Source organism: Massilia paldalensis, assembly GCF_044901715.1.
GTDB classification, from domain to species: Bacteria; Pseudomonadota; Gammaproteobacteria; order Burkholderiales; family Burkholderiaceae_D; genus Telluria; species Telluria paldalensis.
Genome location: NZ_JBJCIU010000001.1, coordinates 1761138 through 1776036, shown reverse-complemented (window position 1 = coordinate 1776036; position 14899 = coordinate 1761138). Strand labels below are relative to the sequence as shown.

Genomic DNA, 14899 nt, shown 5'->3' with positions numbered 1-14899 from the left:
AACTAGGGACTGCTTCCACGCCGTACCGGAGTTTGTCGATGACGTTGCCTTACCTGACCCAAGCAGGCCATTTTTACTTCCTCAGGAATTCCCTCGAAGACTGGGCGCTGGCCGTCGGCGCCGGCGTCGCCGCCACCGCCGTCATGCTGCTGGTGCGCGGCTTCGTGCTGCGGCGGCTGGCCGCGCGCGCCTCGCCCACGTCCAAGTTGCTGGACGATTTCGCCGGCGCCATGCTGCAGCGCACCTACCTGGTCTTCATCCTCACGCTGGCCTTCTACCTGGGCAGTACCTTCCTCGACCTGACGGCGAAGCAGGAAAAATTCGTGACCCGCATCGGCATCGCCGCCCTGCTGGTCCAGGTCGCGATCTGGGCCGATACGGGCCTGCGCGCCTGGCGCGACCAGTACCGCTCGGGACCGAGCGCCGACGGCGAGCGCCGCGCCTCGAGCAACGTGCTGTGTTTCATCTCGCGCCTGGTGCTGTGGGCCATCGTCACGCTGATGGTGCTCGACAATTTCGGCATCAACATCACGACGCTGGTGGCCAGCCTGGGCATCGGTGGCGTGGCCGTCGCGCTGGCGACGCAGAACATCCTGGGCGACCTGTTCGCCTCGCTGTCCATCATGCTCGACAAGCCCTTCGAGGTCGGCGACTTCATCATCGTGGGCGACGTGCTGGGCTCCGTCGAGCATATCGGACTGAAGACGACCCGGGTGCGCGGCCTGGGCGGCGAGCAGGTGGTTTTTTCCAACGGCGAGCTGCTCAAGAGCCGCATCCACAACCACAAACGCATGCAGACGCGCCGCGTCGCCTTCATGCTGCGCGTGACCTACGGCACCAGCGAGGAATTGCTGTGCCGCATTCCGCAATTGATCCGCGAGGTAATCATCGCCAAGCCCAACGTCGACTTCGAGCGCGCCCACTTCATGATGTGGGGAGAGTGGTCGCTGAACTTCGAGGTGGTGTACCACTACCGCAGCCCCGATTACTTCAGGCATATGGATGCCCAGCAGGACATCTTCCTGGAAATCTACCGCCGCTTCCAGCAGGAGGGCATCGCCTTCGCCCATCCGATGTCGATCGTGCGCCTGGCCGATCCGGAACTCGCCGGGGCGCTGCAAGGCGGTCGCAACGGTGCGCCCCCACCCGGTGCTTCCGTGCACTGAGTTCGTGAATAATTGGATGCCGGACCCATCCTACAGCACCGGGCTGGTGCGTCCTATGCACAATGCATGGTCCGGGCACTACCATGGTTGCACCTCTTCCCGATCGACAGTCATCCGACGCCGATCCGGCAGTGGCCTCAGACAACCATTCTTCAAGGAGAACGATCATGGCATCGAATAACCAGCAAGGTGGCAACAAAGGCAATAACCAGAGCGGCGATACCAGCAACCGCGGTTTCGCATCGATGGATCCGCAGAAGCAGCGCGAGATCGCGGCGGAAGGCGGCCGCGCCGCCCACGCTTCGGGCAATGCCCACGAGTTCGACTCGGAAGAGGCGCGCCGCGCCGGCTCCATGAGCCACAAGAACGACGGCAACAGCCAGTCGCAGAATTCGGGCAACAACCAGTCCCAGAACGCCGGCAACAACCAGCAGAGCGGCAACTCGACCCGCGGCGGCACGCCGGAACAGCACGCGAAGGCCGGCTCGCAGAGCCACAAGAACCAGAAGTGACGCATCCGCCCTGCGGGGCGCACGCAGTCCGACAAGACCGCTGGCTTCGGCCGGCGGTCTTTATTTTTCCTTTTTCGTGACGCGTTCCGTTTATTTGACCGCAAGTTCCCGGCGCATTTTCGGGCGCTCGCGCGGGCAGCGGCGTCGTCTGCTCAGCAGTCGATCTCAATTGTGCGGAGCAAAATGGATGTTCAATGATATATTTTTTGCACTAATTTCACATTCGCACCAAGACGAGGCTGTCTGCCACGCGGTCATTACAGAATAAGAATGACGTGGGAATGAACCCAGCCAAGCGGCGAATGTGAAATCGGCCACGTCGCCCGGCACAAGCATCCGCGCGGCTCAAGCCCCCTGGGCAGACAACAACCAACAGTCAGGATAAACGAATGAAAAAGAATATTGCCATCGTCGGTGCCGGGTTCTCCGGAGCTGTCATCGCAAACCAGCTCGCCCAAGCAGGGTACACCGTCGACGTCTTCGAGTCGCGCCCCCATATCGCCGGCAACTGTCATTCGGAACGCGATCCCGAGACCAACGTGATGGTGCACGTCTATGGCCCGCACATCTTCCACACCGATAACGAGCGCGCCTGGGAATTCGTGAACCGCTACGCCGAGTTCAAGCCCTACGTCAATCGCGTGAAAGCCATCACGGGCGGCCGCGTGTTCACGCTGCCGATCAACCTCCTGACCATCAACAACTTCTTCGGCAAGACCTTCCGTCCGGCCGAGGCGCAGGCCTTCCTGGAATCGGTGGCCGACAAGTCGATCGAGAATCCCCAGACCTTCGAGGAACAGGCGCTGCGCTTCGTCGGCCGCGAGCTGTACGAAGCCTTTTTCAAGACCTACACGATCAAGCAGTGGGGCCTGGAGCCGAGCCAGCTGCTGGCCAGCATCCTCAAGCGCCTGCCGGTGCGCTTCAACTACGACGACAACTACTTCAACCACAAGTACCAGGGCATGCCGGCCAACGGCTACACGGAACTGGTGGAGAACATCCTCAAGGTGCCGGGCATCACCGTGCACCTGAACACCCGCTTCGACCCGGCCGACAAGGCCAACTACGAACACGTGTTCTACTCGGGCCCGATCGACGCCTGGTTCAAGCATGCCGAAGGCCGCCTGCCCTACCGCACGCTGGACTTCGAAGTCTTCCGCGACAAGGGCGACTACCAGGGCAACGCGGTGGTCAACTACTGCGACGACGCCCAGCCCTACACCCGCATCACGGAACACAAGCACTTCTCGCCGTGGGAAAAACACGACGGCACGATCATGTACAAGGAGTACAGCCGCCAGTGCGAGGAAAACGATACCCCGTACTACCCGATCCGCCAGGCGCGCGAGAAGGCCCAGCTGGAAAAATACGTGAACCTGGCCAAGGACGAACCGAACGTCACCTTCGTCGGCCGCCTGGGCACCTACCGCTACCTGGACATGGACGTCACCATCAACGAAGCGCTGGTCACTTCGGACAAGTTCCTGGAAGCGGCCAAGAACGGCGGCCGCATGCCCGCCTTCGCGATCGATCCGCTGGCCTGATGCGGGCCTGACGCGTGTGACGCGTCACAAATAAAACGTCGCCCCTGCGCAGGCAGGGGCCCAATTTCTGCGGGCACCGACGTGACGCCTGCAAGACTGGGCTCCTGCCTGCGCAGGGGCGACGGCTTTTCTCCGGCTTAAACCGCCTGTTCCATCTCGTCGCGCGCCCGCTCGAAGGAAGACTTCTGCGGCGACATCGCGATCGCGGCCACGATGCCGGCGATCCCGAGCACCGGCACCAGCCAGGCCAGCACCAGCACCGCGCGGGTATTCGGCGCCGGCGCCGGGCCGAAGCGGTTCGCTCCCGCGTCACCGCGTGCGAAGATCAGCCACAGGCTGACGAACAGGTTCACGACCGGCACGAGCAGCAACAGCGTGAACCAGCCGCTGCGCCGGAGGTCATGGAAGCGGCGCCGGCCCAGCACGACCGCCATCGCCAGCGCGACGACGCCATACACCAGCTGCGTGAAGCTGCCGTCGCCGACGCCGCCGCCGAGCAGCGCGACGATGAACAGGCACACCACGAGCGCGAGGTTGAGCAGGAGCCCGTATGCGAGGTAGCGCGCCCTGCCGATCCGGCCGTTCAGCTGCAGCAGCTTGGGCAGGTAGGTCTGTTCTTCTTGTGCGGGCGCGCCAGGGTATGTCTCCGGGGTCTTGCCGAGGTCGATCACGATGATCCTTTGCTGAGTCGATGGTAGAGCGCATCTTACAGGGTTTGACGGCGCCGGGCGGTGCTACACTGGCGGACCACCGTCACAGTCGACAAGCACGCATGTCCCTGCCCGTCCCCATCGACCTCCATGTGCGCAGCTACGGCCGGGTCCGCGAATCGGACCGGCATGCGTACGCCCAGCTCGTGCTGCCGCTGGACGGCGCCGTCGCCCTCGAGATCGAGGGCCGCGAACGGATGCTCGATCCGCTGCAGGCCGCTTTCATCGCCCCGGGGGCGACGCATTCCCAGTACGCCGAGGGCCTGAACCGCTCCTTCATCGTCGACGTGGCGCCGGCCACGCTCGATCCCGTCGTCGGCGATCGCCTGCACGAGCGCCGCTTTGCCCCCGTGGGTCCGGAGGCGCGCAAGCTGGTCGAGTTCATGCGCCTGCTGGTCGAGCGCGGCGCCGCGACGCCCGCGCTCGTGGCCGGCTGGGCGCCACTCCTGCTCGATACGCTCGCCCTCGATGCGGCGCGGCCGCTGTCGCGCCTGGACGCGCTGCTGGCCCGGGTCGAGGCCGATCCCGGCGCGCCCTGGACGGCGGAATCGATGGCGCGCTGCGCGGGACTCAGTCCTAGCCGCCTGCACGCGCTGTTCCGCGAGGAGCACGACACGACGCCGCGCGCATGGTTACTGCAGCTGCGCCTGGCGCGCGTGTGCGCCTGGCTCGGTGCGGCCGAGCTGCCGATCGCCGAGCTCGCGCTGCGCGCCGGCTTTTCCGACCAGAGCGCCCTCACCCGCGCCATGCGCCGCAGCCTGGGCACCACCCCGGCCGAATTCCGGCGCCGGCGGCGCACGTAGCGGCCGCGATCCAACAGTAGCCCCGGCCAAACGCCCAGGAGCCAGCGCCAAGACCGCGATCCCCGCGCACTCCATACTCGGGCTTTTGGGAGAACACGATGATGTCGAATCGAACGTGGCGCGGCCTCGGCGCCGGCCTGCTGGCCGGGGCCATGTGGGGCCTCGTCTTCCTCGCGCCGGAACTGGCGCGCGGCTTCACGCCGGCGCAACTGGCCGCCGGCCGCTATCTTGCCTACGGCCTTATCGCCGCCCTGCTGGCCGCCCCGTCGTGGCGGCGCCTGCGCGGCACGCTGGGGCGCTCGGAGTGGATGGCCCTGGCCTGGCTGGGCTTCACGGGCAACATCCTGTACTACCTGTGCCTGGCGGGAGCGGTGCAGCTGGGCGGGGTCGCGATGACGTCCATCGTCATCGGCCTGCTGCCCGTGACGATCACGCTGGCCGGCAGCCGCGACGCCGGCGCCGTGCCCTTGCGCCGCCTGGCGCCCTCGCTGCTGCTGGGCATCGCCGGACTCGTGGCGATCGGCTGGCCTTCATTGGCCTCGGCCGGGAGCGGCACGCTGTCGGAAGGCTTGCTGGGCCTGCTGTGCGCCCTCGGCGCCCTCGGGTCCTGGACCGTCTATGCGGTGACGAACAGCCGCTGGCTCGCGCGCCTGCACGGGGTCAGCGGGCACGACTGGAGCCTGTTGACGGGCGTGGCCACGGGCGCGCTCGCCCTCGTGCTCGCTGTCCCCGCCTTCCTGCTGGCGCCGCAGGCGCACGGGCCCCGTGAATGGGCGTGGTTCGCGGCCGGCATGGGCACCGTCGCCCTGCTGTGCTCCGTCGTGGGCAATGCGCTGTGGAACTTCGCCAGCCGCCTGCTGCCGCTGACGATGGTGGGCCAGGTGATCCTGTTCGAGACGCTGTTCGCGCTCCTGTACGGCTTCATGTGGGAACGGCGGTGGCCAGCCGTGCACGAGGTGCTGGCGATGGTGCTGCTGGGGGCGGGACTGCTGGCGTCCGCGCTGGCGCACCGGCCGGCGGCAGCCGCCGACGAGCATGTCGACCGCGTCACGGTGACGTGAATGACGTCGCCCCTGCGCAGGCAGGGGCCCAACCTCGCAAGCGTTGCGACAGCGCTTGAAAACTTGGGCCCCTGCCTGCGCAGGGGCGACGGAGTGATGCCGGGATTGCCGGGTCAGCCTGCGGCCTGCACGCGGCCGTCCTGGCCCGCAGCGCGGCTGGCCGCGGCCGGGTGGATGCGCAGCGCGTCGACGTTGTCGGCATCGACTTCGTCCAGGTCGGCGCTGTCCAGGGCCGGGTTCAGCAGGCGCGCGGCCTTGTTGCCCGGTTCCGTGGTCTGGATCAGGTGGTGCATCTTCTGGGCAGTCTTGTCCCACGAGGTGTTGGCCACGATGGCGCGCATGCGTTCCTTCAGCGCAGCCTGCTGTTCCTCGGTCATGTTCAGCATGCGCTCGCAGGCGGCGATGAACTTTTCCGGGGTGTCGGCGATGGCGACGACGTCGCCGTACGGGACCTTGACGTCGGTGATCGGGGTGCTGACCGACGGCAGTTCCGCAGCCATGTATTCCAGCACCTTGGTCGGCGAGATGAACTTGGTCGACTCGTTCAGTGCGAACGGCAGCAGGCACACGTCCCAGCCAGCCAGGAATTTCGGCAGGTCGTCATAGTTGCGCTGGCCCATGTAGTGGATGTTCGGCGCCTGCGGCAGGTCTTTCGGATCGATCTTGACGACCGGGCCGACCAGCACGATCTGCCAGTCCGGACGGGCCGCGGCGACTTCCTTGATCAGGCCGGTGTCGAAACGCTCGTCGATGACGCCGTAGAAGCCCAGACGCGGATGGGCGACGTGCGCCTGGTCCGGGTGGCTGTTGTCGCGGTTCTGGGCTTGCTGGAAGTGCTTGGCATCGACGCTGCTCGAGAAGCAGTGCGCGTTGGCGTGGCGCTCGCGCTTGGACTCGTACAGGCTCGGGCCGCCGGTGAAGCACAGGTCGGCGATGTTCAGCAGGGCGCTCTCGCGCTGCAGCAGCTGTTTCGGGGCGTTCTTGAACGCGGCCAGCTCATCCATGCAGTCGTAGATGACGAGCGCCGGATCGAAGGCCTTCAGCAGCGGCAGGGCCATCGGGGTGTAGAACCAGACGACGGGCTTTTCGCCTTCCGGCACCAGGTCGCCTTCGGCCAGCAGGGTTTCCAGGGTCGGCAGCTGGTCGTCGTGGAAGCCCGGGGCGTGGATTGCGGTATGGGGCTGGACCACCGTGATGTTCGGAGCGACTTCGCGCTTCTGCAGGTGTGCCTGCCCTTCGTGGAAGATCGGCTCTTCGACCAGGACGATCTTGTAGTGTTCCGCCAGGCGCGTCATGAGGTGCTGGGGGCGCTGGAAAACGAAATCCCAGCGCAGGTGGCAAAACACGATCAGGGTTGGCATGTTCAAGTTCCTTTCGCCTTCGTGGCGTTCTAGTTGATCTGAATTCCTGTCGGTCGCACGCTGTCGCGATGCTCTTGGAAACTGGCGCACTCTCGCAACCGGACCAGGCAATCGTAACATGCAAAATTCTTAATATTGCTCGTGTAGGAATGCAATCCTGCTAACAAGACACTGAGTTTCGGTAAATTCGTCGCGGTCCCCCAGCAGGGACGGACGAATGGGCTCCACTTGTAGGCCGCGTCCTACGTGCGCTCAAGAAGAAACACTACGAGATCGGATCCCGCGTTCTTGTGCAGTGCGGCGTGCGCGGGCATGAAAGATGCTGAAAATCCGTGTTATAACGCAGAAAACTGCCGGAATTGACGGCTGGAGAGATGGATGGACGCGGCGGTGGCGCCGGTCGCGCCGCGGCGCCCGGCCGGGCGCCGCGGTCCTGCAATGGATGCGGCCGTCGTCAGGCCGTCAGGTACGGCTCGGCTTCTTCCGGCTGGCCGCCGGCGTCGAACCCCCGTGCCAGCAGCACGCCGTCCAGGCCCAGCGTGCCGAGGGCGTCGCACAGGTCCGCGAGTTCGCCTTCGAGCTCCGCACCCGGGTCGAGCGGCTTGTCGACGGTGCAGAGCGGCGCGCCGCCGTCGAGCGGGTACAGGTTGATGCGCAGGACGCCCTGCCCGTCCGCCTGCACGGGTGCGACGACGGCCTTGATCCGCTCGGGATCGCGGTCCTGTTCGTCCAGGCGCAGGTTGACCTCGGCCAGCGTCGCCAGCATGCCCAGCTCCGCCAGGCCTTGCTCCTTGGCGCCGTAGAACAGGTCCTGGTACAGGAAGTTCAGCTCGACGCCCGTCGGATCCGCGGCCAGGCAGCGCTGCAACACGGGCGCCATGCTGCCGGCCCACATGCGGTAGCGCGCCATGCGCGCCTCGAAATAGGCGTCGGCCGCCGCCTCGTCCTTCGGCACCTTGTAGAACGGGTCGTCGGCACGCTTGAGCGAGAAGCCGAGCAGGAAGCGCAGCTGCATCGCGTCGTCCTCCGGCCCGTAGCCGCCGTCGCGCCAGGGACGCATGCTGGCCTCGATCGTGGGCGCCGCCACCAGCTTCTTCGAACGCAGTACCTGGACCGCCTCGCGCAGCATTTCCTGCAGCTCGCTGTAGCGCACGCGGTCCACGCCGTCCAGGTCGTACAGCCAGCGTGCCAGCACGATGCGCGTGTCGGCGCTGGCCAGGCCCGCGCCGCGGAAGCTGTCCACCAGTTCCTCGTAGGCGGCATCGTCGGCGAACGCCTCCTCGGCCTTGAGGCCGCCCGTGCTGTGCACGAACAGGGGGATCATGAAGGCGTCGATCTCCAGCTCGGTGCCGTCGTCCTGGCGGACCAGCAGCGTCGCCGCCTCCTCGTCGACGCGCTCGCGCAGGTAGCGGCCGCACTCGGGTCCCGTGTACAGGGCCAGCTCGACGGCGCCGTACAGCACTTCGTCGTGCTTGCGCCGCAGCAGGCGCCGCACCAGCGTCGTCAGGTCCTGCTCGCGCGCGGCGAGGGTCGGCGGGTCCAGGTCTTCGCGCTCGGTGATCTCGAGGGCGAGGTCGACCAGGTTCTGGGCGAGCGCGTCGTAGTCCGGCTCCTCCGCCTGCTTGGCGGGTTTGCGGGGGACGGGGCGCTTGTTGTTGGGCATGGCGGGATCGCAAAGAGTGAACAAGGCGACATGGTAGCAAATCGGCGGCGCCGACCCAAACGTCGTCGAGCCTTCACGCGTCCACGAACGCGGCCAGCTCCTCGGGCGTCCCCTGCGGGAAGGCGGCACGCAGGTGGTCGAGGAAGGCCGCGACGCGCGCGCTGAGCAGGCGGCGTGACGGATACAGCGCCCACAACGCCGTCTCCGGGCCGTCGACGTCGCCCCAGTGCGCCAGCCGGCCCGCCGCCAGGTCGCCCGCCACCAGCGACAGCGGCAGGCTCGCGGCGCCGGCGCCGGCGCGCACGGCATCGCGCACCATCACCAGCGAGGACAGGCGCAGCACGGGATCGAAGGGGATGGTCGCCGCTCCCTTGATGTCCCAGGCCGCGCGCCGTTCGCCGCGGCCGCGCACGACGGCGGGTACCGGTGCAGGGAGCTGAGTAGCCCCGGCAGCCGGACGCGCCAGCGCGGGGTGCGCGACGACCACCAGGCGGTCGCGCAGCAGGACGCGGCCGATCAGGTTCTCGTCCGGATCCGGATTGACGCGGATGACGAGGTCGATGCCCTCCTCGACCATGTCGACGGCGCGGTCTTCCGTCGTGACTTCGAGCCGCACCTCCGGATAGGCCAGCGCGAAGCCGGCCGCCAGCCGGCCCAGCGCCACCTGGGAGAACAGCAGCGGCGCACTGACCCGCAGCACGCCCCGGGGCCGCGCGCCGCCCGAGGCGATCTCCGCGGCCGCCTCGTCGATCTCGACCAGCAGCGCGCCGGTGCGCGCGTGCAGTGCCTTGCCTTCTTCGGTGAGCTGCAGCGTGCGCGCGCCGCGTTCCAGCAGGCGCACGCCCAGGTCCGCCTCCAGTTCCAGCACGCGGCGCGACAGCGTGGCCTTCGGGCGGCCCGTCGCCCGGGCGGCGCGGCCGAAGCCGCCGTGGCGGGCAACGAGGTTGAAATCGGCAAGGGCGAGCAAGTCCATGTGTTCCACCAGTGAGACAGGATGTCCAATATTACCGTCTATCGGACCAGTCGTGGGATGGCTACGATGGAATCACGTCATCACCGTCGTTCAACCCCAACCTAGGAGCACACCATGACCATCCTCGTTACCGGCGCAACCGGACTCGTCGGCCGCAACGTCGTCGAACAACTCGCCCGCCGCGGCGCCTCCGTCCGCGCCCTCGTCCGCGACCCTGCAAAGATCAGCGCTGCCCCCTTCCCCGCCGGCGTCGACGTCGTCCAGGGCGACCTGCTGGACGTCGATTCCCTGCGCGCCGCCTACCGGGGCGTTTCCACGCTGTTCCTGCTGAACGCCGTCGTGCCCGACGAATTCACCCAGGCCCTGGTCGCGCTGAACCTGGCGCGCGAGGCCGGCATCGAACGTGTCGTCTACCTGTCCGTGATCCATGCGGACCTGTACGCGAACGTGCCGCACTTCGCCGGCAAGTTCGGGGTCGAACGGATGATCGACCACCTGGGCATTCCCGCCACCATCCTGCGTCCCGCGTATTTCATGGACAACGACCGCAGCGTACAGGACGTCGTGCAGCAGTACGGCGTGTATCCGATGCCCGTCGGCAGCCGCGGCCTGGCGATGGTCGACGCGCGCGACATCGGCGAGATCGCCGCCATCGAACTGCTGCGCCGGGCGCAGGCGGCCGCGCCGTTGCCGACCGAACGCATCGATATCGTGGGGCCGGACACGCTGACCGGCGACCAGGTCGCCGCGATCTGGTCCGACGTGCTGCAACGTCCGATCGCCTACGGCGGCGACGACGGCGCCGCGTTCGAGCAGAACCTGCGCCACGCGATGCCGTCGTGGATGGCCTACGACATGCGCCTGATGAGCGAACGCTTCCACGACGTGGGGATGGTCGCCACGGACGGCGCCGCCGCGCGGCTGGCCGCCATGCTGGGCCGCCCGCTGCATTCCTACCGCGAGTTTGCCGCTTCGGTGGCCGCCTCGCACTGACACTTTCACCGACCGCACAAGGAGAACATCATGATCTATTCGACCGCCACCGTCCCCGTCAACCCGGCCGGGGAAGCCCCATTGACCCGTGCCCAGGCCTGGGCCGGCCTCGTGCTGAAGGCACGCGATGCCCGCCTGTTCCTGCCGCCGGGCCTGTGCACCCGCTGCGACGTCGTCGAGGACAGCGCCACCCACATCGTGCGCGAAGCCACGATCGGCGGCCAGGACCTGCGCGAAATCATCGTTTTCGAAGAAGCGCGCAAGGTCTCCTTCTTCCAGGCGACCGGCCCGCGCGAGGGCGTCATCGTCAACGAGCTGTTCGAAGACGACGCGGGCCGGCTGATGCTGCGCTTCTACGGCTACCTGGGCCTGCGCGACAAGACGCCCGGCGGGCCGGAGGAACGGGCCGAGCAGGCGACGCTGGACGGCGACAACGGCTACCGCGCCGCACTGCTGTCGACCTTGAAGCGCACGCGCGCGCTCGTGGCCGAAGGCCGCATCTAGTCAGGCATCGCGGCGCGGGGGATGATGGCGCCGCGCACGCCGATCACGGCGCCGGCCAGGCGGTGCCCGGCGCGGGCCGCCGCCTGCGGATCCTGGCCGGACAGGCGGGCGGCAACGTAGGCGGCGCCGAACGAGTCGCCGGCCGCCGTCGTGTCGACGACCCGCGCGACGGGTTCGCCGGCCACCTCCGCCAGCGCGCCGTCGTGCCAGACCAGGCAGGGCGCGGCGCCGCGCTTGACGACGATTTCCCTGACGCCCAGCGCGCGCGCCCGTTCGATGGCCGCGTGCGGGTCGGCATTGCCGTACAGCGCCGCCTCGTCGTCCAGCGTCAGCAGCGCCAGGTCGCTGTGGGCCAACGCGGCGCGGTAGGCGGCGCGTGCCGCCTCCGCGTCGTCCCACAGGCGCGGGCGGTAGTTGTTGTCGAAGGCGACGCTGCCGCCGTTGGCGCGGCAAGCGGCCAGCGCGGCCAGCAGGCGGTCGCGGTCCAGAGCGGGCAGGATCGCGAGGCTGATGCCGGACAGGTAGCACAGGCGCGCCGTCGCCAGGCGGGCCAGCACGTCTTCCGCCTGGGGCGCCTGCAGCCAGTGGCGCGCGGCCGAGTCGCGCCGCCAGTAATGGAAGCGGCGCTCGCCATCGGCATCGGTCTCGATCAGGTAGATGCCCGGCAGGCGGTCCGGAAGGCGCAGCACGGACCCGGTGGCGATGCCTTCGCCGTCCCAGGCCGCCAGCATCTCGTCGGACATGCCGTCCGTGCCGAGCCCCGTCACGAAGGCCACGCGGGCCAGCGCGGGATCGAGCAGGCGCGCCATGTAGACGGCGGCGTTCAGGGTGTCGCCGCCGAAGCGGTAGTCCATCGTGCCCGTGCCGGCCGGGCTGCGCTGGAGTTCGATCATGCATTCGCCGATCGCGTAGATGGTGGGTGTCGTCATGGTGGCGACAGTGTAATCGAGGAGGCGGGGTCGCGACACCCCGGCGCCGGGTGTTATGCTTCGGCCATCGTCCCGCTACCCACCCCTCCCATGTTCGAACGACTCTTCAAGCTGAAGCAGAGCGGCAGCGACGTCCGCACCGAAATGCTGGCCGGCCTGACCACCTTCCTGACGATGGCCTACATCATCTTCGTCAACCCGTCCATCCTGGGCGACGCCGGCATGCCGAAGGACGCCGTGTTCGTCGCCACCTGCCTCGTTGCCGCCCTCGGCAGCGCCGTCATGGGCCTGTACGCGAACTACCCCATCGCGATGGCGCCGGGAATGGGCCTGAACGCCTATTTCGCCTATGCCGTCGTGCTGGGCATGGGCGTGCCGTGGCCGGCGGCGCTGGGCGCCGTGTTCGTGTCCGGCTGCCTGTTCATCCTGGCATCGCTGTTCGGGCTGCGCGCCATGATCGTGAACGGCATCCCGCATTCGCTGCGGGTGGCGATCACGGTCGGCCTGGGCATGTTCCTCGCGCTGATCGCCCTGAAGAACGCGGGCATCGTCGTGCCGAACGCGCCGACGCTCGTCAAGGCCGGCGACCTGCACCAGCCCGGCCCGATCATGGCCGTGGCCGGCTTCCTGCTGGTCGTCACGCTGGACCGGCTGCGCGTGCGCGGCGCGATCCTGATCGGCATCGTCGCCGTGACGGTGCTGAGCTTCTTCTTCGGCGGTAACACGTTCCAGGGGGCGTTCTCGGCGCCGCCGTCGATCGCCCCGACCTTCCTGCACCTGGACGTGCCGGGCGCGCTGGCGGTCGGCATCCTGAACGTGATCCTCGTGTTCTTCCTGGTCGAGCTGTTCGACGCCACCGGCACGCTGATGGGCGTGGCCAGTCGCGCCGGACTGCTGGTGGAAGGCAAGATGGAGCGCCTGAACAAGGCGTTGCTGGCCGACAGCGCCGCCATCGTCGCCGGCGCGGCGCTCGGTACGTCGAGCACGACGGCCTATGTGGAAAGCGCGGCCGGCGTGCAGGCGGGCGGGCGCACGGGCCTGACGGCGCTGACCGTCGCCGTGCTGTTCCTGGCCTGCCTGTTCATCGCCCCGCTGGCCGCCGTCGTGCCGCCGTACGCGACGGCGCCGGCGCTACTGTTCGCCGCCTGCCTGATGCTGCGCGACCTGGGCGACATCGAATGGGGCGATACGACCGAGGCGATTCCCGCGGCCATCACGGCCCTCGTGATCCCGTTCACGTATTCGATCGCCGAGGGCATCGCCTTCGGCTTCATCACTTACGCGGCGCTGAAGCTGACCACGGGAAGGGCGCGCGAAGTCGCGCCCGTCGTCTGGGTGATCGCCCTGCTGTTCGCCTTCAAGATCGTGTACGTGGGCACCTGACGTTTCCAGCCCGGTCGCCTGCTATGCCGTGCCGCCTGCCATCCGCCCGGCACGCAGCAGGCGCCCGAAGTCGTCCGCCGGCACGGCCCGGCTGTAGTGCCAGCCCTGGATCAGGTCGCACCCCAGCTGCTCCAGCAGCGCGAGCTGGCCCGCGTTCTCCACCCCTTCGGCCACCACCGTCAGGCGCAGGCCGTGCGCCATGGCGATGACGGCGCGCGAGATGGTCAGGTCGTCGCCGTCGTGCAGGATGTCGCGCACGAACGATTGGTCGAGCTTGAGCTTGTCGACGGGGAAGCGCTTCAGGTAGTTCAGGTTCGAGTAGCCGGTGCCGAAGTCGTCGATCGCCAGGCGGATGCCCATGGCCTTTAATTGCGCCAGCAGCGCGACGCTCTTGCCGGCGTCGGCCATCGACGCGCTTTCCGTCAGTTCCAGTTCCAGCAGGCTGGGGTCGACGCCGTAGTCGTCCAGGATGCGGCGCAGCGTGGGCACGATGCGCTCCGAGAACTGCAGCATCGACAGGTTCACGGAAACGGGCACCGGATCGATGCCTTCCAGCTGCCACGCGCGCAGCTGGGCGCAGGCCTGGCGCAATGCCCATTCGCCGATCGTCATGATCAAGCCGCTTTCCTCGGCCAGGCCGATGAACACGGACGGCGACACGAGTCCGCGGTCCGGGCTGCGCCAGCGCAGCAGCGCCTCGGCGCCGACGATCTCTCCCGCCATGTCCACCTGGGGCTGGTAGTGCAGCTCCAGTTCGTCCCGCTCCAGTGCCCGGCGCAGGGCATTCTCCAGGCGGAAGCGGTCGTTCGCGCCGTGGTTCAGCTCCGGGCGGTAGAAGGCGAAGCGCTGGCCGATGCCGTCGGCGGCCAGCCGCTGGGCCGCCTCCGCGCCCTTGGCCAGCACGTCGAAGTCGTCGCCGTCGTTCGGGTACACGGCAATGCCGATGCACGGGTCCAGGTGCAGGTCTTCCCCTTCGAACTGGTAGGCGGGGTCCAGGCCCGCCAGCAGGCGCCGCGCCAGCGCCGAGAAAGCGTCGGTGTCGTCGCACACGGCCGCCAGTGCGAACGCCCCTTCGGAAAACCGTCCGACGGGGTCTGTACCGGCCAGTTCCTTGAGGCGCGCGGCAGCCTGCTGCAGCAGCACCTGTTCGGCACGCGGGCCGAGCGTCTCGCGGATCAGGGCCATGCGCCCGAAGCGCAGCAGCAGGAAGCCGAGCGGCTTGCCCGACGCGCGCGCCTGCGTTTCCAGTTCGGCGAAGCGCTCGCCCAGCAGCTGGCGGTTCGGGAGGCCCGTGAGC

Annotated in this window: 14 protein-coding genes; 8 read left to right on the top strand and 6 right to left on the bottom strand. The window is 68.0% G+C overall.

Annotated elements, in window-relative coordinates; genetic code table 11:
- Nucleotides 1-38: 38 nt before the first annotated feature.
- The 3 genes from ACI1V7_RS07790 (at nt 39) to glf (ending at nt 3222) form a co-directional block, all read left to right on the top strand.
- On the top strand, nt 39-1166 hold the full coding sequence (locus tag ACI1V7_RS07790; RefSeq protein ID WP_404531179.1) for a mechanosensitive ion channel family protein: 1128 nt from the start codon (nt 39-41) through the stop codon (nt 1164-1166).
- A 167-nt stretch (nt 1167-1333) separates the two neighbouring features.
- Nucleotides 1334-1678, top strand: coding sequence for a KGG domain-containing protein (locus tag ACI1V7_RS07785; protein ID WP_404531178.1), 345 nt, complete (start codon nt 1334-1336; stop codon nt 1676-1678).
- Nucleotides 1679-2067: 389 nt separating this feature from the next.
- Nucleotides 2068-3222 carry a UDP-galactopyranose mutase gene (glf, locus tag ACI1V7_RS07780; protein ID WP_404531177.1) on the top strand — a complete coding sequence of 385 codons (1155 nt, stop codon included), beginning with the start codon at nt 2068-2070 and terminating at the stop codon, nt 3220-3222.
- A gap of 137 nt (nt 3223-3359) precedes the next feature.
- Here glf and ACI1V7_RS07775 read toward each other — a convergent pair whose 3' ends face one another.
- Nucleotides 3360-3893, bottom strand: a complete 534-nt coding sequence (locus ACI1V7_RS07775; RefSeq protein ID WP_404531176.1) for a DUF805 domain-containing protein — start codon at nt 3891-3893, stop codon at nt 3360-3362.
- A 101-nt stretch (nt 3894-3994) separates the two neighbouring features.
- Between ACI1V7_RS07775 and ACI1V7_RS07770 the strand changes: the two genes are divergently transcribed.
- Together ACI1V7_RS07770 and ACI1V7_RS07765 are read left to right on the top strand one after the other, a co-directional pair.
- Nucleotides 3995-4735: a helix-turn-helix transcriptional regulator gene (locus tag ACI1V7_RS07770; protein ID WP_404531175.1), complete on the top strand. Its 741-nt coding sequence runs from the start codon at nt 3995-3997 to the stop codon at nt 4733-4735.
- A 98-nt stretch (nt 4736-4833) separates the two neighbouring features.
- Entirely contained in the window at nt 4834-5796 is a 963-nt protein-coding gene (locus ACI1V7_RS07765; protein ID WP_404531174.1) for a DMT family transporter, read from the top strand.
- A gap of 113 nt (nt 5797-5909) precedes the next feature.
- Here ACI1V7_RS07765 and ACI1V7_RS07760 read toward each other — a convergent pair whose 3' ends face one another.
- From ACI1V7_RS07760 to ACI1V7_RS07750, 3 genes are all read right to left on the bottom strand, one after another.
- Nucleotides 5910-7157: a glycosyltransferase gene (locus ACI1V7_RS07760; protein ID WP_404531173.1), complete on the bottom strand. Its 1248-nt coding sequence runs from the start codon at nt 7155-7157 to the stop codon at nt 5910-5912.
- Between the two features lie 454 nt (nt 7158-7611).
- Nucleotides 7612-8820, bottom strand: coding sequence for a hypothetical protein (locus ACI1V7_RS07755; protein WP_404531172.1), 1209 nt, complete (start codon nt 8818-8820; stop codon nt 7612-7614).
- Between the two features lie 73 nt (nt 8821-8893).
- Entirely contained in the window at nt 8894-9793 is a 900-nt protein-coding gene (locus ACI1V7_RS07750; protein ID WP_404531171.1) for a LysR family transcriptional regulator, read from the bottom strand.
- A gap of 114 nt (nt 9794-9907) precedes the next feature.
- Between ACI1V7_RS07750 and ACI1V7_RS07745 the strand changes: the two genes are divergently transcribed.
- Both ACI1V7_RS07745 and ACI1V7_RS07740 read left to right on the top strand, forming a co-directional pair.
- Entirely contained in the window at nt 9908-10786 is an 879-nt protein-coding gene (locus ACI1V7_RS07745) for an SDR family oxidoreductase (RefSeq protein ID WP_404531170.1), read from the top strand.
- 30 nt (nt 10787-10816) lie between these two features.
- Complete coding sequence (locus tag ACI1V7_RS07740; protein WP_404531169.1) at nt 10817-11290, top strand: AtaL-like protein; 474 nt, start codon at nt 10817-10819, stop codon at nt 11288-11290.
- Here the strand turns inward: ACI1V7_RS07740 and kdgK are convergent.
- Nucleotides 11287-12219 (bottom strand): 2-dehydro-3-deoxygluconokinase, encoded by a 933-nt coding sequence (gene kdgK, locus ACI1V7_RS07735; protein WP_404531168.1) that lies wholly within the window; start codon nt 12217-12219, stop codon nt 11287-11289. The genes ACI1V7_RS07740 and kdgK overlap by 4 nt on opposite strands.
- A 90-nt stretch (nt 12220-12309) precedes the next feature.
- Here kdgK and ACI1V7_RS07730 point away from each other — a divergent pair, with 90 nt between their 5' ends.
- Nucleotides 12310-13602: an NCS2 family permease gene (locus ACI1V7_RS07730; protein WP_404531167.1), complete on the top strand. Its 1293-nt coding sequence runs from the start codon at nt 12310-12312 to the stop codon at nt 13600-13602.
- 21 nt (nt 13603-13623) lie between these two features.
- Here the strand turns inward: ACI1V7_RS07730 and ACI1V7_RS07725 are convergent.
- A partial coding sequence (locus ACI1V7_RS07725; protein WP_404531166.1) for a putative bifunctional diguanylate cyclase/phosphodiesterase occupies nt 13624-14899 on the bottom strand: 1276 nt, incomplete at its 5' end.

Excerpts from the sequence above, each read along its gene's own strand:
- ACI1V7_RS07760 (WP_404531173.1), bottom strand. The coding sequence starts at position 7,157 with ATGCCAACCCTGATCGTGTTTTGCCACCTGCGCTGGGATTTCGTTTTC.
- ACI1V7_RS07730 (WP_404531167.1), top strand. The coding sequence starts at position 12,310 with ATGTTCGAACGACTCTTCAAGCTGAAGCAGAGCGGCAGCGACGTCCGC.
- ACI1V7_RS07755 (WP_404531172.1), bottom strand. The coding sequence starts at position 8,820 with ATGCCCAACAACAAGCGCCCCGTCCCCCGCAAACCCGCCAAGCAGGCG.
- ACI1V7_RS07740 (WP_404531169.1), top strand. The coding sequence starts at position 10,817 with ATGATCTATTCGACCGCCACCGTCCCCGTCAACCCGGCCGGGGAAGCC.
- ACI1V7_RS07765 (WP_404531174.1), top strand. The coding sequence starts at position 4,834 with ATGATGTCGAATCGAACGTGGCGCGGCCTCGGCGCCGGCCTGCTGGCC.
- glf (WP_404531177.1), top strand. The coding sequence starts at position 2,068 with ATGAAAAAGAATATTGCCATCGTCGGTGCCGGGTTCTCCGGAGCTGTC.
- ACI1V7_RS07745 (WP_404531170.1), top strand. The coding sequence starts at position 9,908 with ATGACCATCCTCGTTACCGGCGCAACCGGACTCGTCGGCCGCAACGTC.
- ACI1V7_RS07785 (WP_404531178.1), top strand. The coding sequence starts at position 1,334 with ATGGCATCGAATAACCAGCAAGGTGGCAACAAAGGCAATAACCAGAGC.
- kdgK (WP_404531168.1), bottom strand. The coding sequence starts at position 12,219 with ATGACGACACCCACCATCTACGCGATCGGCGAATGCATGATCGAACTC.
- ACI1V7_RS07750 (WP_404531171.1), bottom strand. The coding sequence starts at position 9,793 with ATGGACTTGCTCGCCCTTGCCGATTTCAACCTCGTTGCCCGCCACGGC.
- ACI1V7_RS07770 (WP_404531175.1), top strand. The coding sequence starts at position 3,995 with ATGTCCCTGCCCGTCCCCATCGACCTCCATGTGCGCAGCTACGGCCGG.
- ACI1V7_RS07790 (WP_404531179.1), top strand. The coding sequence starts at position 39 with ATGACGTTGCCTTACCTGACCCAAGCAGGCCATTTTTACTTCCTCAGG.